The sequence below is a fragment of the Serratia sp. Je.1.23.a genome (assembly GCF_051129805.1).
Lineage (GTDB): Bacteria > Pseudomonadota > Gammaproteobacteria > Enterobacterales > Enterobacteriaceae > Serratia > Serratia liquefaciens.
The window spans coordinates 1,283,991-1,307,802 of the sequence record NZ_JBCPSR010000001.1 but is presented as its reverse complement, the minus strand read 5'-3'; the positions used below and the strand labels follow the sequence as shown (position 1 = coordinate 1,307,802).

Genomic DNA, 23,812 nt, shown 5'->3' with positions numbered 1-23,812 from the left:
GCGAGTTTTTATGGGAATTTTATCTGCGACCCAATCGGATCAACCGAACAAAATTCCGTCCCCTGCACAGGAAGCAAAGTGTCCGCCAGCCCCAGCCGGTAAGATTTACGTCACAAAGCGCTACCCTTACCGTCGCTCCCTGATCTATTTCCTCGCCGGCGGCGACTGGGCTTACGTAATCGCAAGAAAGCGGACTGCACACCGGCCTCACACTCCGAGGGGGCGGTATTTTAACGCTGTGGTTTACGTCCCAGCCCGCCCAGATGGGTATCTGCAAAGCCGCTAGCGTATTTCAGCCCATAACCCAAGGCTCGATCAAAACCGATATGCGCGCCCCAAATCAACGCCGCCATCAACCAGTGTGGCTGTTGGGTTCCCGCAAATACCAGGCCGCACAACGCGGGTCCAATATAAGAGTGGGCAAGGTTATAGCCGATGGCCCCCGCTTTTTTACCCAATACATAGGCCAGAAAAGAGATGTCGGGGATCAGGAAACAGGCGGCAAACAATCCCCAACTGTAGTGTTGTCCGTGGTATATCACCACGGACAGTATCAACACCAGCACGGCCTCAAAACGTAGTACAGCGCGCATTGGCGGGCTTAAGTCGCTCATCGTGACCTCACAAAACGTTTAATTTCGAGTCGGGGCCCTGAGTGCGCCCATTAAAAAACGCACCCGAAGGTGCGTTTTTCTTTTTGGTGCTTGGCTGCGTTACTTCGCTGCCGCTGGCTGCGCCTGTTCAAGGTGCGCCAGATCCAGAGCGATATGCACGGTTTCATCCAGGTATGGGTCGGGCTCCTGGTAATCCTTCGGCAGATCCTCCAGTTTCTTCAACGGCTTTTTACCGGCGCGCTGCAGGCGGTCATTAATGCGCTGCAAACGGGTAGCGTCATCATCGTGGTTCTCTTTCTCACGCTGGGCAAGATTGAGGGAAACGATGTTGCGCTTGTCCTTCAGTGCCTTGTAATGGGCGATATCTTGCGCGATGTACTGGAACTCAGGATCCTTGGCGATACGCTGCTCGTGATCTTTCAGCAATTCAGGATCGAAAGGCTTCAGATCGCCGGTTTTGGTGTAGGTCGCCGCATTAATACTGTCCCACGGCATCGCATTGTCTTCAAAGGCTTCACCGGTTTCCGCCGGATCAATGCCGCTCGGCATCAGGATATCCGGGGTTACGCCTTTACGCTGGGTACTGCCGCCATTCACGCGGTAGAACTTCTGAATGGTGTATTGCACCGAGCCTAACGCCGGCCATTCCGGACGCAGCATCTGGTCGTAAATGCGGTTCAGCGAACGGTACTGCTGGACGGTGCCCTTACCGAAGGTCGGTTCGCCGACGATCAGCGCACGGCCGTAGTCCTGCATCGCCGCAGCAAAGATCTCGGAAGCAGAGGCGCTGAAGCGGTCAACCAGCACCACCAGCGGCCCTTTGTAGTAGGTCACGCCGTCGGTGTCCGCGTCTTCACGCACCTTACCGTTGTTGTCACGCACCTGCACCACCGGACCGCTCGGAATGAACAGACCGGACAGTGATACCGCTTCGGTCAGCGCGCCGCCGCCGTTGGTGCGCAGATCGATGATCAGGCTCTTGACGTTCTGCTTGGCCATCTTCTGCAACTGAACTTTCACATCATCGGTCAGGCCAACGTAGAAGCCTGGGATGTCCATCACCGCGACTTTCTCTTTGCCGACGGTCTTGATGGTCATCTTCACCGCGCGATCTTCCAGACGAATACGCTCGCGGGTCAGTGTGACCACGCGGGTTTTGGTACCTTTGCCCGCAGGCAGGATATCCAGGCGTACTTTGCTGCCCTTCGGCCCTTTGATCAGCGAAACCACATCGTCCAGACGCCAGCCGATAACATCAACCATAGGTTTACCCGCCTGGCCAACGCCGACAATACGGTCACCTACGGTGATCGCCTTGCTCTTCGCCGCCGGGCCACCCGGTACCATAGAATTGATCAGGGTGTAGTCGTCATCCATCTGCAGCACTGCACCGATGCCTTCCAATGACAGGCTCATCTCAGTGTTGAACTGTTCGGTATTGCGCGGGGACAGATAATTGGTATGCGGGTCGATTTCATGCGCGAAGGCATTCATCGCCAGTTGGAATACGTCTTCGCTGTTGCTTTGCGTCAGGCGCTTAATAGCGAACTGATAGCGTTTGGTCAGCGTTTCGCGAATTTCCTTGTCGGTCTTGCCGGTCAGTTTGAGGTTCAGCTCGTCATATTTGACTTTGGCATCCCACAGGCTGTCCAGTTCGGCCTTGTCTTTCGGCCACGGCGCTTTGCTGCGGTCGAGATCGATAGTGTCGTTGCCGGTGAAGCTCATTGGCTTTTCCAGCAGCGACAAGGCATAGGTGTAACGCTCAAAACGGCGTTTTTGGGCCAGATTGTACAGCGCGTATGGCGTATCCAGCTTACCGCTTTTCAGCTCTTCGCCAAGCTGGTTGCGCTTGTCGGCGAATTGCGCCACGTCGGAGGCCAGCAACACGTTATGGTTGTAGTCCAGCATATTCAGGTAACGATCGAAGATCTTGCCTGAAAAGTCCGCATCGAGGGCAAACTGGCGGTAATGAGAGCGAGTGAAGCGCGAAGTTACGCGCTCACTCACCGTTGCATGTTGCGGTTCCTGCTTAAGCTGGGGCAGTTGATCGATGCGGATGTTGGCTGTGTCCGCTCCGTAACTGACGCCCGCCCACAACAGACCCGCGACTGCTGTTAATCTGACAAATTTGTTCATGCCTTGGTTGGCCTCCGTATCAGAACTGCAAGTGTTCTGCGCGCACAATCATCGCCAGACCGGAAGAGAGCTGCACACGTACGCCATCTTTAGCGATTTCGAGTACGGTAGCATCCATCGCGCTCTTGCCTGCTCTGACTTTGATTTCTTGGCCAATTTGCAGTTTAGAGATATCCGTGACTGGCACATGGCGCTGCTGGCTTTCCTCTTTGACTTCACGAGGTTGACGAGCGGGCTGTGGGCGAGTTTGTGGGCGTGGCTTGCGGTTCTCCGGTGCGGCTCCGCCTTCGCGACGTGCAGCAGGTTTTTTACCGGCTGGACGTGGACGACGCGGTTGCGCATCGGCTGATTCGCCGGCAGCTTCACGTTTTTTGGCGTTTTGTTCGGCACGCTGTGCCTGAACGCGCGCTTTCGCTTCTTCAAGCTGTTGGCGGGCATGATCGACATGCTGCTGTTCGAGTTCACCGCACGGGTTGCCGTCTAAATCGACGCGCTGCGCGCCAACTTTGACGCCGTACAGGTAACGCCAGCTAGAGGTGTACAGGCGCAGGGCAGAACGCAATTGCGTTTTGCTGAGGTTCTCTTCCCCTTGAACACGCTCGACCAGATCCTGAAAAATACCGATTTTCAACGGGCGAGCTTCGCCCTCGGCGCTAAAGCAGAGCGGAAAACGCTCGGCAAGAAAAGCAATGACTTCTTTACTAGAGTTCAACTTAGGTTGATTTTCCATGAAATTTCCTGATTACAACGGGTTTGCCAACCAGCGCAGGCATGAACAGGCGTCATTATAATGACGCCATCGGTAAATGCCACGTTAACCGTAGATCAACTTGCTGTCACAGTGACATATTTCGCACTATCACACTGTTCCAGCTGCGCACAAAGCCCCGCCACCACTGCTTCCAGGCCCCTTTCGTCCTGTTCGTCGAAACGTTGATAAACTGTGCTGTCGATATCAAGAACGCCGATAATCTGACCGCTAACATTCAGCGGCAGCACAATTTCTGCATTACTGGCTGCGTCACAGGCGATATGGCCTGGGAAAGCATGGACATCACCAACACGTTGCACGCGGTTTTCCGCCACGGCAGTCCCGCACACGCCCTTACCTACCGGAATACGTACGCAGGCGATTTTCCCCTGGAACGGACCGAGCACCAATTGCGCACCGTCCATCAGATAAAAACCTGCCCAATTGACGTCATCAAGGCGCTCGTTGATCAACGCACTGGCGTTGGACAACGCGGCGATAAAGTTGGTTTCCCCGTCAAGCAGCGCGCACAAATCACGTTTTAATTCCGCGTAGAATTGTTCTTTTGTCATGTGTTAACCATTAATACCGTGAAGATGGCCAGAAGCCCAAGTCTTAAGCCCTATAAAATAAGCATTAAATGCCTATAGCCACAAGGTTAATCATCTGTTGCTTCACAAAACCCTACCGGGCAAGGTATGTTTGCCGGTCTGAAACCCTGTTTTGCCGCCCGGCGCTTGAACCGATGAGCACGGACAGATTTATTTTTCAGCTACGCTAACTGTTGCGGCGAGCTATAGGGCAGCTTTTCTCATGATGAAAATACACGCTATCACCGGCCCACTTTCCAAAGCACGCCACCAGCGCTGTTGCGAATGCGACCTGCTGTTTGTGTTGCCGCCGCTGAGCGGTAAACAGGCAGCCTACTGCCCGCGTTGTGATGCGAAGGTGGTCAGCGGACGCGACTGGTCGATGACTCGACTGACCGCCATGGCGGTCACCATGTTGCTGCTGATGCCCTTCGCCTTCAGCGAACCGCTGATCAGCATCCGCTTGCTGGGCGTACGTATCGACGCCAGCCTGCTGGAAGGCATCTGGCAGATGAGCCGCCAGGGTGATCCTATCACCGCCAGCATGGTGGCGTTCTGCACCATAGGTGCTCCACTGACGTTGGCGCTGTCACTTCTGTACCTGCGTTTCGGCCATGCGCTGGGCATGAACCTGCGCCCGGTGCTGCTGATGCTGGAACGGTTAAAAGAGTGGGTGATGCTCGATATTTATTTGATTGGTATGGCCGTGGCAACCATCAAGGTCAAAGAGTATGCCGATATCCAGGCCGGCAGCGCCCTGATCGCCTACCTGTCACTCACCCTGCTCAGTATTCTGACGCTGATCCACGTCAATCTGGAACAGCTGTGGGAACGCTACTACCCGCAAGAGCAACCAGAGGGCCCGCCGACGGCACTGCATATTTGTCTGTCGTGCCATTTCACCGGTTATCCCGATGAGCGCGGACGCTGCCCGCGCTGCCATGTGCCCATGTGTCACCGTCAGCCCTACAGCCTGCAAAAAACCTGGGCGGCGCTGATTGCGGCAATGATTTTACTGATCCCGGCCAACCTGTTGCCGATATCGATCATTTACGCCAATGGCGCCCGGATGGAAGACACTATATTCTCCGGGGTGGTGTCACTGGCAAGCTCCGGCAATGTGCCGATCGCCGCCATCGTCTTCATCGCCAGCGTGCTGGTGCCCTTTACCAAGGTCATTGTGCTGATCACGATATTGTTCAGTATCCATTTCAAAACCTCGCACAGCCTGAAAACGCGCATTCGCTTGCTGCGGCTGGTGACCTGGATCGGCCGCTGGTCAATGCTCGATTTATTCGTTATTGCACTGATGATGTCGCTGGTGAACCGCGACCAGTTGTTATCTTTTACTATGGGACCGGCAGCCTTTTACTTTGGGTCTGCGGTTATTTTAACTATTCTTGCCGTAGAGTGGCTGGATAGCCGATTGATTTGGGATGCACATGCAACAGGAAACGCCGAATACACCGACTGAAGCGCGGGTCAAAAACAAGCGCCGCATTTCGCCATTCTGGTTACTGCCGTTTATTGCCCTGCTGATTGCGGGGTGGCTGGTCTACAGCAATTTCCAGGAACGCGGCACCACGGTGACCATTGATTTTCAGTCTGCGGCAGGCATCGTCGCTGGCCGCACCCCGGTGCGCTATCAAGGGGTAGAAGTCGGCACCGTGCAGAGCATCAGCCTAAGCAAGGATCTGCGCAGCATCGTGGTTGAAGCCAGCATCAAGAGCGATCTGGAAGACTCATTGCGCGACGGCACCCAATTTTGGCTGGTTACGCCAAAAGCCTCATTGGCGGGCGTGTCAGGCCTGGATGCGCTGGTCGGCGGCAACTATATTGGCATGATGCCGGGCAGCGGGCAGCCGCAAACCCACTTCACCGCCCTCGATACTCAGCCCAAATACCGGCTGAACACCGGCGAGCTGATGATTCACCTGCATGCCGACGATCTGGGGTCGCTCAATACCGGCTCGCTAGTCTATTACCGCAAAATTCCGGTCGGCAAGGTGTATGACTACACCATCTCCGAAGGGAATAAAGGCGTCACTATCGATGTGCTGATCGATCGCCGCTTTGCCAATCTGGTGAAGGGCAACAGCCGTTTTTGGAACGTTTCCGGCTTTAAGGGCGATTTCAGCCTGTCGGGCGCCTCGGTGCAGATGGAAAGCCTGGCCGCGCTGGTTAACGGCGCCATCGCTTTTGATTCACCGCTCGACGGTCAACAGGCCAAGGCCGATCAAAGTTACACCCTCTATCCGGATCTGGCGCACAGCCAGCGTGGCGTTAACATTACGCTTGATTTGCCCAGCGGTAACAGCCTGAGTGAAAATCACACGCCGCTGATTTATCAGGGGCTGCAGGTAGGTACTTTGACCAAACTGACGCTGGAACAAGACAGTAAGGTCACCGGCGAACTGACCATCGATCCGTCGGTGGTGGATTTAATGCGCAGCGGTACGCGGATCGTCATGCGCAGCCCGCGCTTGAGCCTTAACGACGCTAAACTCAGCCAGCTGCTGACCGGCAATACGCTGGAGCTGGTGCCGGGCGAAGGCGAGCCGCAGCAGCACTTCAACGTGCTGGACAGCAGCGAAACCCTACTGCAACAGCCGGGCGTGCTGACCGTAACGCTCAACGCGCCGCAAAGTTACGGCATCGACGTTGGCCAGCCGCTAGTGGTTCATGGTGTTAAGGTCGGGCAGATAATGAGCCGCGCATTGACCGACAGCGGCGTGGTGTTCACCGCCGCCGTGGAAGCCCAATATCGCCGCCTGCTGCATAAAGACAGCAAGTTCGTGGTCAACAGCCGCGTCGACGTCAAGCTGGGGCTCGATGGCATGGAAGTGCTGGGTGCCAGCGCGCAGGAATGGCTGGACGGCGGCGTGCGCATCATCCCCGGCAGCAAAGGCGATCCAGTCGGCCAGTATCCACTGTACGGCAACAGCGAAAAGGCCGAAGCCGGCATCGTCGGTAACAGCCCAACGCCGACCCTGACGCTGAACGCCGTGAGCCTGCCTGACGTTCAGGCCGGTTCGGTGGTGCTGTACCGCAAATTCCAGGTGGGCGAAATTGTTAACGTGCGCCCCAAAGCCAACGAGTTTGAAGTCGATGTTTATATCAGCCCGGAATACCGCAAGCTGTTGACCAGTGAAAGCATCTTCTGGGCCGAAGGTGGCGCCAAGGTGCAGTTGAACGGCAACGGTCTGACGGTACAGGCATCCCCGCTTAACCGCGCGTTGAAAGGCGCCATAAGTTTCGACAACCTGCAGGGCGTGACGCTGGACAAAGGCGCCAAACGCGTACTGTACGCCACGGAAACCGCCGCCCGCGCGGTGGGTAGCCAGATCATCCTGAAAACCTACGACGCCAGCAAACTGTCGCCGGGTATGCCGCTGCGCTATCTCGGCATCGATATCGGCCAGGTGGATTCGTTGAAGCTGGCACCAGAGCGAAATGAAGTGTTGGCCAAGGCGGTGCTGTATCCGGAATACGTCCAGACCTTCGCGCGCCTGGGCAGCCGATTCTCGATTGTCTCGCCGGAGATTTCCGCCGCCGGAGTCAGCAACCTCGATACTCTGCTGCAACCTTATATCAACGTGGAACCGGGTCGCGGGCGCGAGCTGCGCAGCTTTGAGCTGCAGGAAGCCAGCATCACCGACTCGCGCTATCTGGACGGTCTGAGCGTGATCCTTGACGCGGCCGAAACCGGCTCGCTGCAGATTGGTACTCCGGTGCTGTTCCGCGGCGTGGAAGTGGGCACCGTCACCGGTTTCTATCTGGGGGCCATGTCCGATCGCATCCACGTGGCGCTGCGCATCAGCAAGAAATACCAATATCTGGTTCGCAACAACAGCGTGTTCTGGCAAGCCTCCGGCTATAACCTGCAGTTTGGCCTGACCGGCGGCGTGATCAAGAGCGGCACCTTCCAGCAGTTCATTCGCGGCGGCATTGCTTTCGCCACCCCGCCGAGTATTCCGCTGGCGCCTAAGGCCACGCCGCACAAGCACTTTATGCTGAATGCGGAGGAACCTAAGGACTGGAGAGACTGGGGCACCGCCATCCCTAAAGAGTAAATAAGTCACCTTCTCAGGGGCTCAGCAATGCTGGGCCCCTACTGTTTCCAGCTTTGTGGTAAACTTCCGCCCTTATTTTGACAGCTGCCAGAGAGCTCACCCCGTGGCCAAACCTGCCTCCGTTTATTTGCCGCCCGCCTTTCTCGACGCGACGCGTGCCATCATGCCCGCCGACCTGTCGATGGACGATTTTATTGCCGCCTGCCAACGCCCGCTGCGCCGCAGCCTGCGAGTGAATACGCTGAAAATCAGCGTTGCCGACTTTTTGACGCTGGTGCAGGATTACGACTGGCAGTTGGAGCCAATCCCCTGGTGTACGGAAGGCTTTTGGATCGAACGCAAAGACGAGGAACTGCGGCTGGGTAGCGCGGCGGAACACTTGAGCGGCCTGTTTTACATTCAGGAAGCCAGCTCGATGCTGCCGGTCAGCGCACTGTTCGCCGCAGGGGAAACGCCACGTCGGGTGCTGGACGTCGCCGCCGCGCCGGGTTCCAAAACCACTCAGATTGCGGCCTTGATGAACAACCAGGGTGGCATTGTGGCGAACGAATATTCCGCCAGCCGGGTCAAGGTGCTGCATGCCAACATCAGCCGCTGCGGGGTTAAAAACACGGCGCTCACCCACTTTGACGGGCGGGTATTCGGCGCCGCACTACCGGAAAGCTTCGACGCCATTCTGCTGGATGCACCCTGCTCCGGTGAAGGCGTAGTACGCAAAGATCCGGACGCCATGAGCAACTGGTCGCCGGAGAGCGTTGCCTCCATCGCCGAGACTCAGCGCGAGCTGATCGACAGCGCCTTCCATGCCCTGGCACCGGGTGGCGTCATGGTCTACTCCACCTGCACGCTCAACGCGCAGGAAAACCAGCAGATCGTCAACGGGTTGCTGGCGACCTATGGCGACGCGGTCAGCGTCGAGCCATTGGGCGAACTGTTCCCAGGCGCCAAACAGGCCCTGACCGCCGAAGGCTTCCTGCACGTGTTCCCACAGATCTACGACAGCGAAGGCTTTTTCGTGGCCCGCCTGCGCAAAAATCACTCCGTGCCCGCGTTGGCGAAACCAAGCTATAAGCTGGGCAAATTCCCGTTCGCGCCGCTTTCCGCTAAGGACTCTGCTGAAATCGCCCAGGCCGCCGCTGCTTCCGGGTTGGTCTGGGATGAAACCAGCCGCCTGTGGGCGCGCGATAAAGAGATTTGGCTGTTCCCCGCCGAGCTAGAAACGTTCGTCAACAAAGTACGTTTTTCCCGCATTGGGCTGAAACTGGCCGAACGCTTCACCAAGGGCTATCGCTGGCAGCACGAAGCGGTGATCGCGCTGGTGGCGGCTGACGGTAAGCAGCGCTTTGAGCTGGATGCCACACTGGCGCAGGAGTGGTATCACGGCCGCGACCTATACCCGGACTCACCGCCGCTGACCGATGAATGTATTGTGACCTATCAGCAACAGCCACTGGGGATCGCCAAACGCATCGGCAGCCGGATAAAAAATAATCTGCCCCGCGAACTGGTTCGCGACGGCGCGTTGGATTTTCATCAGTAGATGCGCTGAAACTGGCCGGGAAATGCCGGCCAGTTAATGGCGCTAATAATATTCCGATAGGGGAATATTATTATTCTAATCATTTACCCTTTTCGGCATTATCCTCCCGACTTGCCAAATATACCGACACCTTTCAAAAATAAAGATAATTTTTGGCTCCTGACCAAGACAATTCAGCATTCTTATTCTATTAATTAAACTGTAAATAAATTAATGCGTTTAACCCGGTTCCGGGCGGCGCTTTTGTGGGGTTCTCCCTTACACAGCAAGGAAACTAATATGAAAAAAACTCTGATGGCATTGACCTCGGTAGCCACCCTGCTGTGCGCAAACGGCGCAGCTAACGCAGCAGGCACTATTCAGGGCAACCTGGGCGTAACCTTAACCATCGGCGCGGGTTGCGTAGTCGGCGGTGGAAACAGCGCGGGTAGCGCCAACGACTTTGGCGCCATTAGCTTCGGGACTTACTCTTCCCTGTCCAACATTATTGACGCCAGCGCAACCGGTTCCGGCGGTGCAGGTACCCTGTCGCTGACCTGTACCACAGGCACCGCCTATACCGTGGCGTTGAATAACGGTCTGCACGTGGGTGCCGGTAACCAACGCCAAATGGCCAGTACGGCGGGCGCGTTGATCAAATACAACCTCTATCAGGATTCGGCCCGCGCTACCGCCTGGTCTAGCGGCGCCAATGCCCTGACCGGCACCGGTACCGGCGCAGCGGTTCCATTAATTGTCTATGGCCGTGTCCCGGCGGCGGCCACTACGCCAGATCCTGATACCTACAACGATACCGTGACGATGACGGTAACCTGGTAACAGTGCGGCAAGCCCTTTTTGTTTTTGGGTTGCTGACGCTGAGCCTGGCGGTGAACGCGGATAGCAAAACCGCCACCATCGGCGTCAGTGCCACCTTGTTGAACGCCTGTGAAGCAGGCAGCAACTCGGGCGGCAATGTCAGCTTTGGTTCGCTGGACTTTGGTACGGTCTATTTCCTCACTACCAACGTCAGTATTGCCGGGCAACAAAACGCGGGCGCCATTCGTGTCAAATGCAACAACGGCACCAGTTACAACGTCCTGCTGGGCGGCGGGCAAAGCGGTAACACCGCGGCCCGTTACCTGAAAAGTACCGCTGGCCAACAGGTGAACTACAACCTGTATACCACCAGCGCCCACAGCACCATTTGGGATAATTTGACCGGAGTATCGCAAACCGCCAACGGTCAGGATAACTGGTTACCGGTGTATGGCATGATCCCGGTGCAATCCACTCCTCCGATCGGCAACTACACCGACACCGTGCAGGTCACCATCAATTGGTAAGGGTAATGCGTATTTTAAGCGGTGGTTTACTGCTCTGGATGATAACGCCGCCGGTACTGGGCGACACGGGGGTCAACGATCAGCAAAAAACCCAGGCGCTTACCGTCAACGCGACGGTAGTGAAAGGCTGTATTTTGGGCAGCGGCAGCAGCGATGTCACCACCTTCGGCAACCTCAACTTTGGACAGATCTCCTCGTTAGCCAGCAATATCAGCATAGTTTCCAGTTCGGGGGCCGGTTCCGTGCTGTTTCGCTGCAACCCAGGTCTGAGCGTCACGCTGGCGCTTGGCATCGGCAACAATGTCACCGGTTCTATCTCCGCCGGACGCAAATTGAAAAATACCCTGACCCCCGAGACCCTGATTTATCAGCTTTACCAGGACAGTAATTATTCCACCATTTGGGGCGATGGCAGTAACGGCGGCACCACAGAGGTCGTCGCCGCGACCGGTAGCACCCAGGAAATAAAAGTTTATGCCCGTTTGTTCTCGACCAGTACCCTGCCCACCAGTGGCACATACAGCGATACGGTCTTACTGACGGTCACTTATTAGTATTTTGAATAAGGATTTAGCCATGCGCATACCCTTCCGACTGCCACTGACGGCAGCGCTGCTGATTGTCGGCCAACAACAGGCTCTGGCCGCCGCGTCAATCCTGATTTGGCCCATCGATCCAGTGATTGAAGATCAACAACCCGCGACGGCGCTATGGTTGGAAAATCGGGACAGCAAGCCGGTCTATATGCAAGTGCGGGTGCTCGGCTGGAAACAGACCGCCGGCAAAGACGACTACAGCAACCAAAGCGAAGTCATCGCCAGCCCGCCGGTTGCCTCAATTGCACCAGGAAAACGCCAACTGATCCGGCTGGTTAAACAAACCCCGCCGCCCGCCGGGCAGGAGCGCGCCTACCGTATTCTGATTGATGAAGTCCCGGTAAAAGATTCAGGCAGTCAATCCGCGCCAGAAGGGGCGCAGATGGGGCTGAAATTTCAGATGCGCTATTCAGTCCCGTTGTTTGTCAGCGGTAAAGGGGTCTGGACCAAGCAAGACTCAGAAAAACCGCGCGATTACGCCACCGCCAACCAGCCGCAGCTCAGCTACCGTCTGTTGCAACAGAGTAGCCAACGTTGGCTGGAGGTGCGCAACCAGGGCATCGTACATGCGCGTATCTCCAAAGTGACGATGCAGGGAAAAACGCTTAATGCCGGTCTGATGGGGTATGTGTTGCCCGGCTCGCAGATGCGCTTTGCCCTGCCGGCATCGGGCAGTTTCAGCAGCGGTCAGTTGCAAGCCACGGTCAACGATAACAAACAGCCGATAACCTTAACCGCTTATTGAGCTTGATGTGCCGTTAACCAGGATACCGTCCCCCAGGCGTAACGGGTTCGGGCTGAAGCCGTTAGCATTCGCCGTACTGTGCGCAGTGGCCACGCCGTGGCTACCGTACGCTTGCGCCGACGATTTGCCGCCGCCGCCCAGCGCCATCAGCATGCCGGATACCACCCTGTATCTGGAGCCGGTGGTCAATGGTCGTCAGACCGGGAAAGTGGTGCCAGTGATCTATCGCGGCGGCCACTATTACCTCACACCGCAGCAGTTGCTCGACGCAGGCCTGCCGGTAGCGGATAAACAGGCGAAAGAAATCGCCGTCGACCAATTAGAGAAAGTGGACGTCACCTACAGCGGTGAAACCCAACAGTTGATGATCAACGTCCCCAACGACTGGCTACCCAATCAAAAATTCAACGCTCAGAACCCACTGGATCGCCTGCCGGCGCAGAGCAGCCTCGGCCTGCTGTTCAATTACGATTTGTACGCCAGCCAAAGCAGCGCCAACGGCCAGCCGGGCTCTCTTTCTGCCTGGACAGAACAACGGCTGTTCGATGGCTTTGGCGTGGTGTCGAACACCGGTATTTTCCGCGGCAGCTTTAACACCTCCGCCAACAGTGAGCAGGACAACCGTTATATCCGCTACGATAGTCAGTGGCGCTACAATGATGATGACCGCCTGCTTAGCTATACCGCCGGCGATCTCACCACCGGCGCCCTGACCTGGAGCAGTTCGGTGCGTATCGGCGGCGTCCAGCTGGCGCGTAATTTTGCTTCCCGGCCAGACCTGATCACCTATCCGCTACCGCAGTTCTCGGGCCAGGCGGCACTGCCCAGCAGCGTCGATCTGTATATCAACAGCTATAAAAACAGCAGCACCAGCGTTAACCCCGGTCCTTTCACCCTGGATACCGTGCCCTACATTAACGGCGCGGGCCAAGCCACCGTGGTCACCACCGATGCACTGGGCCGACAAGTCAGTACCGTGGTGCCGTTTTATGTCGCCAGTAACCTGTTGCAGACCGGCATGAGCGATTTCAGCCTGTCCGCCGGTGCCCTGCGACGCAATTATGGCATGAGCTCTGCCGATTATGGCCAGTGGGTGACCAGCGGCAGTGGACGTTACGGCGTCACTGACTGGTTGACTCTGGAAGGCCGCGCCGAAGGCGCAGCGGAATTGGCGGTGGGTGGCGCAGGTGCGAATATTCGCCTTGGTCAATGGGGCGTTTTCAATGCCTCGTACAGCTACAGCCAGGCCAGCGATAATGCCTTTAACGATTATCAACCTTCGCAACAACCCAACTACTACGATCCCCTGACCGGTCAACCTATCCCGCAGCCCGATCCGCAGCCGGTCTATCAATACAGCTCCAATCATGGCGATCAAAGCAGCATCGGCTATACCTACAGCAACCTCTATTACAGTCTGAATGCTCAGCGCATCCTGCGCAGTGCCGGCTTCGGTGATATTTCGGTGTATAAAAGTGACTATCGTCTGAGCCGTCGTACCGATCAACTGACCGGCAGTATCGGTCTGAACCGATTCGGTAGCATTGGCGCCGGCTATTTCGACGTCCGTGACGCCATTGGCCAACGCACTCGTCTGGTCAACTTTTCCTACAGCATCTCGCTGTGGCGCAATACCAGTCTGTATGCGTCAGTGAACCGTGAAATCGGCAGCAGCGGCTACAGCGCCCAACTGCAACTGTCCATTCCCTTCGACAGTTGGGGTACCGCCAGCGTCAGCGCCTCTCGTGACAACAACAATCGCTGGAACCAACGCGTCAGCTACAGCCGTGCCGCGCCGACCGACGGTGGTTTGGGCTGGAACCTGGCCTATGCGGACGGACAGAGCAGCGACAGCTATAGCCAGGCCGATATCACCTGGCGTACCCGCCTGCTCGAAGCCCGCGGCGGGATGTACGGCAACAGCAATGATTATACCCGCTGGGGCGAAGTGAGCGGCTCGCTGGTGGCGATGAAAGGCGACCTGTATGCCACTAACACCATCAATGACGCCTTCGCCCTGATCTCTACCGAGGGCTACCCGGACATCCCGGTCCGCTATGAAAATCAGTTAATCGGGGTGACCAACGCCAAAGGCTATTTGCTGGTGCCAACCGTCACTTCCTACTACCACGCCAAATTCCAAATCGATCCGCTCAACCTGCCTGCAGACGTGGCGGTTCCCACCGTAGAGAAAACCGTGGCAATCCGCGATCACAGCGGTTTTCTGGTCGATTTTCCCATCCAGCACATTTCCGCCGCCGACGTCAAACTGGTCGACGCCCAGGGCAAACCACTGGCTAATGGCAGTGAAGTGGCCGTTATCGGCAGCAAACAGCAAAGCTACGTCGGTTGGGATGGCATGGTCTATGTGGATCCGGTGCAATTGCAAAACCGGCTGAGCGTTATCCCGGCAGACGGCAGTGCCCCTTGCCAGGCGCAATTCAACCTGACCAAAACCCAGGGTATCCAAAGTATCGGGCCGATCGTGTGCCAGTAACTCATTATGGAGACAAATATGATCCGTGGAACCAAGGCGTTATTGCTGGCGCTGCTCTTGCTCACAGCCCGCCAGGCGCTCGCCGACTGTACCACCACCAACGGTGCCGTGACGCTGCCCGGCAGCAGCTCTTTTGCCGTCTACAACGGTTCGCTCAGCGCTCAAGGTACCGCCGGGCTCAACTGCAGCGGCCTTGGCCTGTCGCTGCTGACGCAAAACACCGTGACGGTTAAAATCAACTCGACCACCCACAATATGGCGCTGGCTAATACCGACGGTTCCGGCGATCAGATTCCTTATTTGATTTACCCCGATGCGAATTACCAATATCCCTACAGCGTCGGACAAACCATTGATTACAGTTCATTGAACCTGTTAACGCTGATCCTGATCTCGCCCAACGTCAATTTCCCGCTGTATATCAAAACTACCGCCGGGGCTAACGTGCGCGCAGGTACCTATACCGATACCGTCAACCTGGTGTGGAATTACCATATCTGCGGCCTGGGTCTGATTGGGCTTTGCATCTGGTGGGACGGCACCAATAAGCCCAGCACCGTTAACATCAGCCTGACGATCACTAAAGATTGTTTGCTGGGTACCGCGCAAAACGTCAATTTCGGCAGCATGGCATTGGTCGGTCAGTTTAATCCGGTGAACCAAAGCATCACCCTCACCTGCACTAAAACCGAGGGGTACAATACCTACTTTACCGATGGTAATAACCCCGTCACCGGATGGCGGCGAATGAAAAGTGGCACCAGCAACTATCTGCAGTATCAAATTTACCTGCCCAACACCACCACGGTGTGGAACAGCGCTAACAAGCAAGCAGGCTCTGGCACAGGGCTGGCGCAAAGCATTCCCTACCTGGCGCAAATCAACCAGGCGCAAACCGAAGTGCCGGTGGGCACCTACCAGGACAACCTGAGTTTTGTCGTGGAGTATTAAGCCCCTGCGCTAGCCGCTGAATGCTCATGTTGCCAGTTTGTATTTTTTATGTGGCATTTTTTGCTCATTTAGCTATGCTGATTAAGATGACTCAACTGGTCACACCTCATACCAGCACAGCAAGCAAGGAGTTCCAATGGGCAAAACCGTGGTGAAAATAGGCAGTTTCGAGGTTGATGACGCACATTTGTCCTCCTCGGCCGAGCAGGTCAGTACACTGGCGATCCCTTGCAAGTCGGATCCCGATTTGTGCATGCAGTTAGACGGTTGGGATGAGCACACCAGCATCCCGGCAATACTCGATGGCAAGCAATCGCTGCTGTATAAGCAGCATTACGATCGCCAGACCGATGCCTGGGTAATGCGGTTGGATTGAATGATGGAATATCTAAGAACGCGCGCTGTTTCGCTGGGAACAACGCGCGTTTTTTTATGCTATTGCGATACCGCGCCCGGCGAAAAAGCGGGCAAAGCTGCCCAACGGTAAAGTGACCTGTTTGCGCGATTGCGGCCGATCGCCAGACGGATTGTGGAATGTCACGCTCTGTGCCTCAGCGGCGGTAATCAACACCAGATGTCCGCCCCGCTGTGGCGGTGTCTGCTCGGGCCAGCGGATGCCAGGGTGCACCGAGGCCATAAAATAGCGTCGCTGCGCCAACAGCTGTGGCAGCGCTTGCGCCTCAATACCCACCTGAACCTCCGCCTCCAGGGCGAACTGCTCACGCACAAAGTCGACAAAGGGCGCATAAATCAGCCCCTTGATGCGATCCCCCTCACGCACGTAAGCCCCATAGGGCAAACTGCGGCGCGCCAGCTCCAACAGCGGCGGTGCATCGCCATCGCGGTGGCTCAACACCATTTTCAGGCAGGCCATACCGCAAACGTGATTCGCCCATTCGATATATTCAGCCCGGTCGTGCGCGCCGCTGAGCGCCCAGTTGGCGTCATCCGCCAGCGTCACGCGCCCGGCAATCAGGTCGGCCGCCAGCTCAGGCGTCGCCCATTGGCAGACGTAAGGAACGGGGGACGTCAAATCAGAAAGTCTCTGTGACTTTGAAATTCATCAGCACCAGCGTCATGTCCGGTGAGAACAGCTCATATTCTTCAAAGAAGCTCTGCAGCTCTTTACGCCAATAGGCCAGCGAACGGTCACCTTCCCCTTCGGCAAAAGCATGGGCCTCATCAACCTGATCGTAGGTTTTCATCTCTACCGACGTCAGTTCCACCGCGCAAACCGGCTGACCTTTACCATCCACCACCACAAATACATCACCAGCCAGCGGGATGCCTTCGCCGTCCAGATTGGAGCAGGTTGCCGTCTTGGTGCCGTCCAGGATCAGCTTAGCCACGTCGTCGGCCTGCTGCTCGGTCTTGCCGAACGCCCAACGCTCGGTGTTTTCATATTTCTTCGGAATTTCGCTCGCCATTGCCATACCTTTTTAAATAAATCATTGTGCAGACAGAATAGTACAACGTATCCGGCGCTGCCTGCACTGCCGAATTCAGCCCGTAGCCGCCTTATTGGGCTCTTTTAACGGCTGTTTGCGGTAAACCCCTGTGCCTATGCCGGGACAACAGGCATACTGTGAACGCAATTCACTCAATGGCTAACGGCCAGGCGGTAAAATGAAGAATGACGACAAAGACCCCGATGACACCTTCAGCGACCTGTTAAAAGTTCTGGCGGTGGTGATGATTGTAATCTTTGCTATCGGCGGCTGGTATTTCAGCTGATCACTAAAACAGGAGGTCACATTGGCCACCAAACGCATGCGCAGCAAGCACTGGAAGATGTTTTTAATATTATTGCTGATCTGTCTCGCCCTACTGTTATTGCGCTGGGCGGCAATAGTTTTCGGCTAACGGCAAGGAACAGGCCCCATGGCAAAACGAAATGGCAACGGCGTACAAATCGCCTTACTGCTGCTGGCGCTGGTTATTTTGGTCTGCGGTATTTTGATGATCACCACCGAGCTAGGTCACCAGGTGCTTGAAGAGATCGAAGATATTCTCGAGTAACGCCAGTCCGGCCGGATACTGACACGCCTTCTTTCAGTGTTCCCGCTTCGCGGGTTGCTTAGCCTCAGGCTCCAACAACTCGCGTAAATAGGTAATTCTCGCCTCCCCTTGCGGCAGCCATAAACGGTACAGCCAATGTTGCGCTTCAGCCCGCCGGCTCCGGCGATGGTACTCAGCCAGTTTATCGACCAGTCTCATCATTCACCCTCCAGATATTCGACACTGTTAGTATTGGACGAAAAAACCAGAAGAAATACTGATGGCTTGTTTTTTATGCATCCGGTTTTGGCATTGTGCGATCGGTACGGTGGCGCCCCCTGACCTCAACTGCTACATTGACCAAAAATCACCCAGCCGAGGTAACCCATGATGTTCTCGGAGCAGGAGATAAAAACCGTGTGGGATGAAGTGGCGCGTTTGATCGGCGACAGCGTGATGCAGTTGCGTCATCGCGGCGAGGTTTTATCGGTCGAAACGCTGGCAAAACACCTGGCGCAGCAACTGGCCGAAAGCAACGACATTGAACGCCGGATCCTGATAAGCGCGGCGATCAACATGCTGAAAGATGGAAAATGAATCGCCAACCGGATTGGTTGGCGATTCGGCAGAAGCCCGAGGTATGCAAGCCCGGCCTTCTGTGCGCTACTATGTCAGGCTAACGTGACGAAATTAATAGGAATTGTCGTGTTTTTCCCAATAAAGCACTATTTTTGTTGCCTGCAACCGTCAAACCAGCACGAAATCGCTCTCCACCAGCGGCTGGCCAATCACTTTCACCAGGAAGTCACTGCTGTCGAACCCACCTCCCAGATTGATTGCCACATCGTTGACGTGATTGAGCTCATCGTAAGTTAACAAGGCTTCACCGGCCTTACCGCTGAACTGACTAACGAACTCGATGCCATTGCTGCTGCCGGTGTTGAAAAGCGTCAGATCGATTTTGTCTTCACCGCTGACAAAATCCACGATCCAATCCGGCGCATCAGCACGTGATTCGTTGGCGGCGAAATAAACGAAGGTGTCCTTACCCTCATTACCAAACAGATGATCCGATTCACCGCCGCCGTACAGAATGTCGTCCCCCGCGCCGCCGATTAAAATGTTATTGGTGGCGTTGCCGATGATCACATCGTTGCCGGATCCCCCAAACGCATTTTCGATGGTCACGCCGGCGGCAATAGACACGTTACCTTCCAGGCCGCCCACGTCGGAGAAGGACTTCTCGTTGAGGTTAATACGTTGATTCTGGCTAAAACCTGAGAAATCAAAGGTGTCCGTACCGCCTGCATCCCAGGCGCTGAACACGATTTTATCCTGCGCGTGGGTGGCGGTGAGAAAATCACGATCGGTATTGGAATTAAAACCGTAAACCGTGTCGCCGCTGCGGGTAGACATATTGGCGCCATAGAACTGCTGGATCGCTGTAATGTCATTTAACAGCGGAGCCGAAGAGTAAGCGCCTTTGAAATCTTGGCCGGTGCTGCTTTCACCAAAGTAGCTCATCACGCTGTGGGCGCGGCTGTCTTCAAAATAGGTCGCGTCATTGTTGTAAGTGATGCTCACACCCGGGGCAGCGTTGTAATCCCCTGGGTGCTGGAGCCCCAGCGCATGGCCAATTTCGTGCGTCAACGTCTGACGGCCATATTCGTTTTCATGGATCAGGTTATTGGCGAACACATTGCTTGTGGCGTTGTACCAGGTTTGCCCAGCCACCGATGGGGAGGTGTCGGGGTTATAGGCGAAGGCATAGGAGCCGCGTGAACTGACATCGAACAGGCCAAATTTGATATTGGCACTTTGGGTATCGCTGGTTTCGGTAAACGTGATATTGGCCACATCCGACCAGGATTGCAGCGAAAGTTTCGCCTGTTCGCGCTGCTGTTCATTGAAACTGCTGAAGCCGCCGATCCCCATGCTAGACATGTTGCCTGGCGCCTGTTCCCAGAAGCTGTAACTCAGGTTAACCGCGGTATCGGTCACACCTTTGTCGTGCCAACTGCGGTCGCCGCGGATCAATTCCAACCCGGCATCTTCAAAACTTTTCGAAGGGTGAATGACGTTCAATTCATGATCGCTATCAGCCTTATAGGCTCCTTGAAGGGCCAATACGCTTGTAGCTTCTGCCGATGGGTTAACGCGTTGATTGCTTGATGACATTAGAGTATCTCCATATTCGTCATTTCAGTGAGTCGCTACGATCACTGTCGGATGGCCTTAATGGCCGTGTTCCGGTGCTGAATAAATACGGGGATCTCGCTAATGCGGTTGGCACCCTCCATGAGCACTCTTAATGAGAACGATAATCCCTTAAATAACAGGATAGACACTTTTCATTAAAATACAGAACTATCTGATTAAAATATTACCTTCAATTCCGACTCCGTTTGATTGCTTATTATTAGCGGCAGGCGAAAATAAAAAAACCGGGGCAATCCACCCCGGCAATCCTTAATTTAGCCCGGATTCAAATTAACCAACCCAATAACAGCGTGGCGCCGATAACGGTGGAAGCACCGCCGATGCGCGTGGCGATTTGTGCAAATGGCATCAGGCCCATCCGGTTGGATGCGGAGAGAATGGCGACATCGCCGGTACCGCCTAAGCCACTGTGGCAGCAGGTAACAATCGCCGCTTCAACCGGGAACATTTTCAGGTAAGGCGCAATCAGGAAACTCACCAGCCCCATCGACAACACCACCGAACCGCATACCACCACATAACCGACCGAGAACACCGCCACGACGCTTTCCAACGGAACATACAGCATACCGAGGCCAATCATCAGCGGCCACACCAGCGCGGTGGAGACGAACTTATAAAAACTGTGCGCACCGGTTTCCATTGAGGTTGGGATCACCCGGCAATATTTGCACAGCACCGCAAACAGAATCATCAGCACTGGACCGGGAATATGCACGATATGTTCGAACAGGCCACCGACGATAAAGAAGGCACAAATCACCAGCAGTCCACCGCCCATCAGCTGGAAATCGACGTTGCCACTGGTTTCCTTGATATCGAATACCGCGTTTTCCTCCGCTGAACGGATCAGCATGCCGTCACCGCTCAACGCCTTGCGTTTCATGCCCAGTCGCGCCAGCACTCCGGCCGCGACAATGGCAAAGATATTGCCCAGCACCGCCGCCGGCGCCAGTTGTGCAACGTACACGTCGGGTGTCGAACCCAGAATGGCGGAATACGCCAGCGACAGCGGCAAAATGCCCTCGCCGATACCGCCACCGATGATCGGCACGATGATAAAGAAAAAGGTGTGATAGAAGGTAAAACCAAACAGCTTACCCACCAGCAATCCGGTTGCCACCGCCGTTACCGTGCCCACCACCAGCGGGACGAACATACGGATCATGCCCTGGATCAGAATCACCCGGTTCATGCCAAGAATACTGCCGACCACCAGGCTGGCGATCACAAAGTACAGCAGATTGGCGTCTTTCATCAGCAGATGGACGGTGCCCATCACGTTCGGCTGGAAAAAATTAAAGTACACCAGCACCGAAGGTACCATCAGGCACAGAATGGCCGGGCCGCCAATATCACGCAGTACCGGAATGCTTTTACCTAAATGCGCCAGCGCAAAGCCCAGCGTCATGATCACCGCCAGGCCGCCGATCATATTCTTTGGCAGGAAGTTGGCGTAGGCCGATACGGCGACAATCGCGCAAATGGTGATAAACAGCGCAACCGGCACGGCACCGATATCCATTTTCCGCAGGTGGTTAATCAATCCTGATGAATCAGGTTGCGGTATCTCTTTCTCACAGGTCATTTCTGCATTTATCTGTTTCATTATTCACCCTGCTGACAAGCGTTCAGTGTGGAGCGGATCGACTAATGGCATATAAAATAATTTATAAGCTTTAAAAGGTACGTTTCGGAATGGGCTTGTTTATAATAAATAAAATAGTGGACAGCACTGACAATATGATAAAAAATAAAAATACAAAACCAAATTACCTTTTATTAATTCAATATTGTGAGCCCCCACCAATGTTGGTTTTAATTAATTATCGTCAGCGTTTTGTAATTAAATTAATCAGGCGCTAATTCACTGCTATGCTATAGATGGAAGTAAAAATCCGTGCGTTTATTAATGAGAACCGGAGCGGTAAATAGCTGAATCCGGTCAGCTTGTACCCGAGCCTTGCTCTGCACGCGGCACCGTGCGGAAAGCAGGCACATAATATATGCCCTATCACTTTCAAAGGCCGTGGTCAGAAAGGCGAAGGGCATAGAACTAATAAGGAAGTAGGATATGTCTTCAATCGCGATTACCCCACAAACGCTGGCCCGCTACGGTATCCACCAGGCTACCGAGATCGTCCATAATCCCAGCTATGAACAACTGTTTATCGAGGAAACCCGCGCCGACCTGCCGGCGCTGGAGCGCGGTACGTTAACGACGTTGGGCGCGGTCAACGTCGATACCGGCGAATTCACCGGCCGTTCTCCGAAAGACAAATACATCGTGCGTGACGACACCACGCGCGATACCGTTTGGTGGTCCGATAGCGGCACAGGCAAAAACGACAACCAGCCGCTGTCGCCGGAAGTGTGGCAACATCTAAAAACGCTGGTGGGTAACCAACTTTCCGGCAAGCGTCTGTTTGTGGTGGATGCCTTCTGTGGCGCCAACGCAGACACCCGCCTGAAAGTGCGTTTCATCACCGAGGTGGCCTGGCAGGCGCACTTTGTCAAAAACATGTTTATCCGCCCGTCGGATGAAGAGCTGCAGAATTTCGAGCCGGACTTTGTGGTGATGAACGGTGCCAAATGCACCAATCCTGACTGGAAACAGCAGGGGCTGCATTCGGAAAACTTCGTCGCCTTTAACCTGACCGAACGCATACAGTTGATCGGCGGGACCTGGTACGGCGGCGAAATGAAAAAGGGCCTGTTCTCGATCATGAACTACCTGCTGCCGCTGCAGGGTATTGCCTCGATGCACTGTTCAGCCAACGTGGGCGAACAGGGTGACGTGGCGGTCTTCTTCGGCCTGTCCGGCACCGGCAAAACTACCCTCTCCACCGATCCTAAACGCCAACTGATCGGCGATGACGAGCACGGCTGGGACGACGACGGCGTATTCAACTTCGAAGGCGGCTGTTACGCCAAGACCATCAAGTTGTCGCCTCAGGCTGAGCCGGAGATTTATCAGGCTATCCGCCGGGACGCGCTGTTGGAAAACGTGCAGGTGCTGGCCGATGGCAGCATCGATTTCGATGATGCCGGCAAGACCGAAAATACCCGAGTCTCTTACCCGATCAACCACATCGAAAACATCGTCAAACCCGTGTCCAAGGCGGGACATGCCAAGAAAATAATCTTCCTGACGGCGGATGCCTTCGGCGTATTGCCGCCGGTATCACGCCTGACACCGGAACAAACCCAATATCACTTCCTGTCCGGCTTCACTGCCAAGCTGGCCGGCACCGAGCGCGGCATTACCACCCCAACCCCGACCTTCTCCGCTTGTTTCGGCGCGGCGTTCCTGACGCTGCACCCGACGCAGTACGCAGAAGTGCTGGTCAAACGCATGGAAGCGGCCGGTGCACAGGCCTATCTGGTGAATACCGGCTGGAACGGCAGCGGCAAGCGTATTTCCATTAAGGACACCCGCGGCATCATCGACGCCATTTTAAACGGGGAGATCGAGCACGCCGACACCTTCAACCTGCCAATCTTTGGCTTGGCGGTACCGAAGGCATTGCCGGGGGTAGATCCTTCGATCCTCGATCCACGTAAAACCTACGCCGACGAATCGCTGTGGCAGGAAAAAGCCCAGGATCTGGCCCAGCGCTTTATCGATAACTTTGCCAAATACACCGTCACCCCCGCAGGGGAAAAACTGGTGAGCGCCGGGCCTAAACTTTAAGCCACAGCGCGCTTTATCATCCTTACAGGGGCCTGCTGGCCCCTTTTTACATCAGCGGCTTGGCCCCGACGCTAACCCCCGG

Annotated in this window: 23 protein-coding genes; 14 read left to right on the top strand and 9 right to left on the bottom strand. The window is 55.4% G+C overall.

Features of this window, described 5'->3' with window-relative positions; all coding sequences use genetic code 11:
- Nucleotides 1-230: 230 nt before the first annotated feature.
- From AAZT04_RS06320 to AAZT04_RS06305, 4 genes are all read right to left on the bottom strand, one after another.
- A complete protein-coding gene (locus AAZT04_RS06320) occupies nucleotides 231-614 on the bottom strand; it encodes a DUF4260 domain-containing protein (RefSeq protein WP_116690653.1) in 384 nt (127 codons plus the stop codon).
- Nucleotides 615-713: 99 nt separating this feature from the next.
- Complete coding sequence (gene prc / locus AAZT04_RS06315; protein WP_020826551.1) at nucleotides 714-2,750, bottom strand: carboxy terminal-processing peptidase; 2,037 nt, start codon at nucleotides 2,748-2,750, stop codon at nucleotides 714-716.
- Between the two features lie 19 nt (nucleotides 2,751-2,769).
- Nucleotides 2,770-3,480: an RNA chaperone ProQ gene (proQ, locus tag AAZT04_RS06310; RefSeq protein WP_020826550.1), complete on the bottom strand. Its 711-nt coding sequence runs from the start codon at nucleotides 3,478-3,480 to the stop codon at nucleotides 2,770-2,772.
- A 95-nt stretch (nucleotides 3,481-3,575) separates the two neighbouring features.
- On the bottom strand, nucleotides 3,576-4,073 hold the full coding sequence (locus AAZT04_RS06305) for a GAF domain-containing protein (protein WP_046373769.1): 498 nt from the start codon (nucleotides 4,071-4,073) through the stop codon (nucleotides 3,576-3,578).
- Nucleotides 4,074-4,317: 244 nt separating this feature from the next.
- On the opposite strand from AAZT04_RS06305, the gene yebS reads away from it, so the two are divergent.
- The 7 genes from yebS to AAZT04_RS06270 all read left to right on the top strand — a co-directional run bounded on the left by yebS (nucleotide 4,318) and on the right by AAZT04_RS06270 (nucleotide 12,370).
- Nucleotides 4,318-5,565 (top strand): membrane integrity lipid transport subunit YebS, encoded by a 1,248-nt coding sequence (gene yebS, locus AAZT04_RS06300; protein ID WP_048762701.1) that lies wholly within the window; start codon nucleotides 4,318-4,320, stop codon nucleotides 5,563-5,565.
- Nucleotides 5,534-8,164, top strand: a complete 2,631-nt coding sequence (locus tag AAZT04_RS06295) for a PqiB family protein (protein WP_020826547.1) — start codon at nucleotides 5,534-5,536, stop codon at nucleotides 8,162-8,164. Before yebS ends, AAZT04_RS06295 begins: the two co-directional genes overlap by 32 nt.
- 103 nt (nucleotides 8,165-8,267) lie before the next feature.
- A complete protein-coding gene (rsmF, locus tag AAZT04_RS06290; RefSeq protein WP_434679319.1) occupies nucleotides 8,268-9,704 on the top strand; it encodes a 16S rRNA (cytosine(1407)-C(5))-methyltransferase RsmF in 1,437 nt (478 codons plus the stop codon).
- A 279-nt stretch (nucleotides 9,705-9,983) separates the two neighbouring features.
- The gene (locus tag AAZT04_RS06285; protein WP_020826545.1) at nucleotides 9,984-10,523 is read left to right on the top strand and encodes a Csu type fimbrial protein; all 540 of its coding nucleotides are present in this window, start codon (nucleotides 9,984-9,986) and stop codon (nucleotides 10,521-10,523) included.
- Between the two features lie 2 nt (nucleotides 10,524-10,525).
- Nucleotides 10,526-11,029 (top strand): Csu type fimbrial protein, encoded by a 504-nt coding sequence (locus AAZT04_RS06280; protein WP_434679316.1) that lies wholly within the window; start codon nucleotides 10,526-10,528, stop codon nucleotides 11,027-11,029.
- A 5-nt stretch (nucleotides 11,030-11,034) separates the two neighbouring features.
- Nucleotides 11,035-11,583 carry a Csu type fimbrial protein gene (locus tag AAZT04_RS06275; protein WP_020826543.1) on the top strand — a complete coding sequence of 183 codons (549 nt, stop codon included), beginning with the start codon at nucleotides 11,035-11,037 and terminating at the stop codon, nucleotides 11,581-11,583.
- Between the two features lie 22 nt (nucleotides 11,584-11,605).
- Nucleotides 11,606-12,370 (top strand): fimbrial biogenesis chaperone, encoded by a 765-nt coding sequence (locus AAZT04_RS06270; protein ID WP_020826542.1) that lies wholly within the window; start codon nucleotides 11,606-11,608, stop codon nucleotides 12,368-12,370.
- Here the strand turns inward: AAZT04_RS06270 and AAZT04_RS06265 are convergent.
- Complete coding sequence (locus AAZT04_RS06265) at nucleotides 12,356-12,523, bottom strand: hypothetical protein (RefSeq protein WP_020826541.1); 168 nt, start codon at nucleotides 12,521-12,523, stop codon at nucleotides 12,356-12,358. The genes AAZT04_RS06270 and AAZT04_RS06265 overlap by 15 nt on opposite strands.
- On the opposite strand from AAZT04_RS06265, the gene AAZT04_RS06260 reads away from it, so the two are divergent.
- The 3 genes from AAZT04_RS06260 to AAZT04_RS06250 all read left to right on the top strand — a co-directional run bounded on the left by AAZT04_RS06260 (nucleotide 12,522) and on the right by AAZT04_RS06250 (nucleotide 16,194).
- Complete coding sequence (locus AAZT04_RS06260) at nucleotides 12,522-14,867, top strand: fimbria/pilus outer membrane usher protein (protein WP_434679313.1); 2,346 nt, start codon at nucleotides 12,522-12,524, stop codon at nucleotides 14,865-14,867. The two genes, AAZT04_RS06265 and AAZT04_RS06260, sit on opposite strands and share 2 nt — an antisense overlap.
- An 18-nt stretch (nucleotides 14,868-14,885) precedes the next feature.
- A complete protein-coding gene (locus AAZT04_RS06255) occupies nucleotides 14,886-15,818 on the top strand; it encodes a Csu type fimbrial protein (RefSeq protein ID WP_020826539.1) in 933 nt (310 codons plus the stop codon).
- A 136-nt stretch (nucleotides 15,819-15,954) separates the two neighbouring features.
- Nucleotides 15,955-16,194, top strand: a complete 240-nt coding sequence (locus tag AAZT04_RS06250; protein ID WP_020826538.1) for a YebV family protein — start codon at nucleotides 15,955-15,957, stop codon at nucleotides 16,192-16,194.
- Nucleotides 16,195-16,248: 54 nt separating this feature from the next.
- On the opposite strand, the gene AAZT04_RS06245 is transcribed toward AAZT04_RS06250, so the two are convergent.
- Both AAZT04_RS06245 and AAZT04_RS06240 read right to left on the bottom strand, forming a co-directional pair.
- Nucleotides 16,249-16,851, bottom strand: a complete 603-nt coding sequence (locus AAZT04_RS06245; RefSeq protein WP_256813789.1) for a hypothetical protein — start codon at nucleotides 16,849-16,851, stop codon at nucleotides 16,249-16,251.
- 1 nt (nucleotide 16,852) lies between these two features.
- Nucleotides 16,853-17,245, bottom strand: a complete 393-nt coding sequence (locus tag AAZT04_RS06240; protein WP_020826536.1) for an ASCH domain-containing protein — start codon at nucleotides 17,243-17,245, stop codon at nucleotides 16,853-16,855.
- Nucleotides 17,246-17,588: 343 nt separating this feature from the next.
- On the opposite strand from AAZT04_RS06240, the gene yniD reads away from it, so the two are divergent.
- The 3 genes from yniD (at nucleotide 17,589) to AAZT04_RS06225 (ending at nucleotide 18,413) form a co-directional block, all read left to right on the top strand.
- Nucleotides 17,589-17,681, top strand: a complete 93-nt coding sequence (yniD, locus tag AAZT04_RS06235; protein WP_369982358.1) for a small membrane protein YniD — start codon at nucleotides 17,589-17,591, stop codon at nucleotides 17,679-17,681.
- A gap of 18 nt (nucleotides 17,682-17,699) precedes the next feature.
- Nucleotides 17,700-17,837, top strand: a complete 138-nt coding sequence (locus AAZT04_RS06230) for a hypothetical protein (protein ID WP_017892602.1) — start codon at nucleotides 17,700-17,702, stop codon at nucleotides 17,835-17,837.
- Nucleotides 17,838-18,203: 366 nt separating this feature from the next.
- Complete coding sequence (locus AAZT04_RS06225; protein WP_041414492.1) at nucleotides 18,204-18,413, top strand: hypothetical protein; 210 nt, start codon at nucleotides 18,204-18,206, stop codon at nucleotides 18,411-18,413.
- 150 nt (nucleotides 18,414-18,563) lie between these two features.
- Here AAZT04_RS06225 and AAZT04_RS06220 read toward each other — a convergent pair whose 3' ends face one another.
- Both AAZT04_RS06220 and AAZT04_RS06215 read right to left on the bottom strand, forming a co-directional pair.
- Nucleotides 18,564-19,994: a serralysin family metalloprotease gene (locus tag AAZT04_RS06220; protein ID WP_115059033.1), complete on the bottom strand. Its 1,431-nt coding sequence runs from the start codon at nucleotides 19,992-19,994 to the stop codon at nucleotides 18,564-18,566.
- 307 nt (nucleotides 19,995-20,301) lie between these two features.
- A complete protein-coding gene (locus tag AAZT04_RS06215; RefSeq protein ID WP_020826531.1) occupies nucleotides 20,302-21,645 on the bottom strand; it encodes a 2-hydroxycarboxylate transporter family protein in 1,344 nt (447 codons plus the stop codon).
- A 465-nt stretch (nucleotides 21,646-22,110) separates the two neighbouring features.
- Here AAZT04_RS06215 and pckA point away from each other — a divergent pair, with 465 nt between their 5' ends.
- Nucleotides 22,111-23,730 carry a phosphoenolpyruvate carboxykinase (ATP) gene (pckA, locus tag AAZT04_RS06210; RefSeq protein ID WP_122078997.1) on the top strand — a complete coding sequence of 540 codons (1,620 nt, stop codon included), beginning with the start codon at nucleotides 22,111-22,113 and terminating at the stop codon, nucleotides 23,728-23,730.
- Nucleotides 23,731-23,812: the final 82 nt, after the last annotated feature.

Excerpts from the sequence above, each read along its gene's own strand:
- AAZT04_RS06240 (WP_020826536.1), bottom strand. The coding sequence starts at position 17,245 with ATGGCGAGCGAAATTCCGAAGAAATATGAAAACACCGAGCGTTGGGCG.
- AAZT04_RS06225 (WP_041414492.1), top strand. The coding sequence starts at position 18,204 with ATGATGTTCTCGGAGCAGGAGATAAAAACCGTGTGGGATGAAGTGGCG.
- AAZT04_RS06265 (WP_020826541.1), bottom strand. The coding sequence starts at position 12,523 with ATGCTGATGGCGCTGGGCGGCGGCGGCAAATCGTCGGCGCAAGCGTAC.
- pckA (WP_122078997.1), top strand. The coding sequence starts at position 22,111 with ATGTCTTCAATCGCGATTACCCCACAAACGCTGGCCCGCTACGGTATC.
- yebS (WP_048762701.1), top strand. The coding sequence starts at position 4,318 with ATGAAAATACACGCTATCACCGGCCCACTTTCCAAAGCACGCCACCAG.
- AAZT04_RS06295 (WP_020826547.1), top strand. The coding sequence starts at position 5,534 with ATGCAACAGGAAACGCCGAATACACCGACTGAAGCGCGGGTCAAAAAC.
- AAZT04_RS06275 (WP_020826543.1), top strand. The coding sequence starts at position 11,035 with ATGCGTATTTTAAGCGGTGGTTTACTGCTCTGGATGATAACGCCGCCG.
- AAZT04_RS06215 (WP_020826531.1), bottom strand. The coding sequence starts at position 21,645 with ATGAAACAGATAAATGCAGAAATGACCTGTGAGAAAGAGATACCGCAA.
- AAZT04_RS06230 (WP_017892602.1), top strand. The coding sequence starts at position 17,700 with ATGGCAAAACGAAATGGCAACGGCGTACAAATCGCCTTACTGCTGCTG.
- yniD (WP_369982358.1), top strand. The coding sequence starts at position 17,589 with ATGCGCAGCAAGCACTGGAAGATGTTTTTAATATTATTGCTGATCTGT.
- AAZT04_RS06255 (WP_020826539.1), top strand. The coding sequence starts at position 14,886 with ATGATCCGTGGAACCAAGGCGTTATTGCTGGCGCTGCTCTTGCTCACA.
- AAZT04_RS06220 (WP_115059033.1), bottom strand. The coding sequence starts at position 19,994 with ATGTCATCAAGCAATCAACGCGTTAACCCATCGGCAGAAGCTACAAGC.
- AAZT04_RS06250 (WP_020826538.1), top strand. The coding sequence starts at position 15,955 with ATGGGCAAAACCGTGGTGAAAATAGGCAGTTTCGAGGTTGATGACGCA.
- AAZT04_RS06285 (WP_020826545.1), top strand. The coding sequence starts at position 9,984 with ATGAAAAAAACTCTGATGGCATTGACCTCGGTAGCCACCCTGCTGTGC.
- AAZT04_RS06260 (WP_434679313.1), top strand. The coding sequence starts at position 12,522 with ATGCCGGATACCACCCTGTATCTGGAGCCGGTGGTCAATGGTCGTCAG.
- AAZT04_RS06305 (WP_046373769.1), bottom strand. The coding sequence starts at position 4,073 with ATGACAAAAGAACAATTCTACGCGGAATTAAAACGTGATTTGTGCGCG.
- proQ (WP_020826550.1), bottom strand. The coding sequence starts at position 3,480 with ATGGAAAATCAACCTAAGTTGAACTCTAGTAAAGAAGTCATTGCTTTT.
- AAZT04_RS06320 (WP_116690653.1), bottom strand. The coding sequence starts at position 614 with ATGAGCGACTTAAGCCCGCCAATGCGCGCTGTACTACGTTTTGAGGCC.
- prc (WP_020826551.1), bottom strand. The coding sequence starts at position 2,750 with ATGAACAAATTTGTCAGATTAACAGCAGTCGCGGGTCTGTTGTGGGCG.
- AAZT04_RS06270 (WP_020826542.1), top strand. The coding sequence starts at position 11,606 with ATGCGCATACCCTTCCGACTGCCACTGACGGCAGCGCTGCTGATTGTC.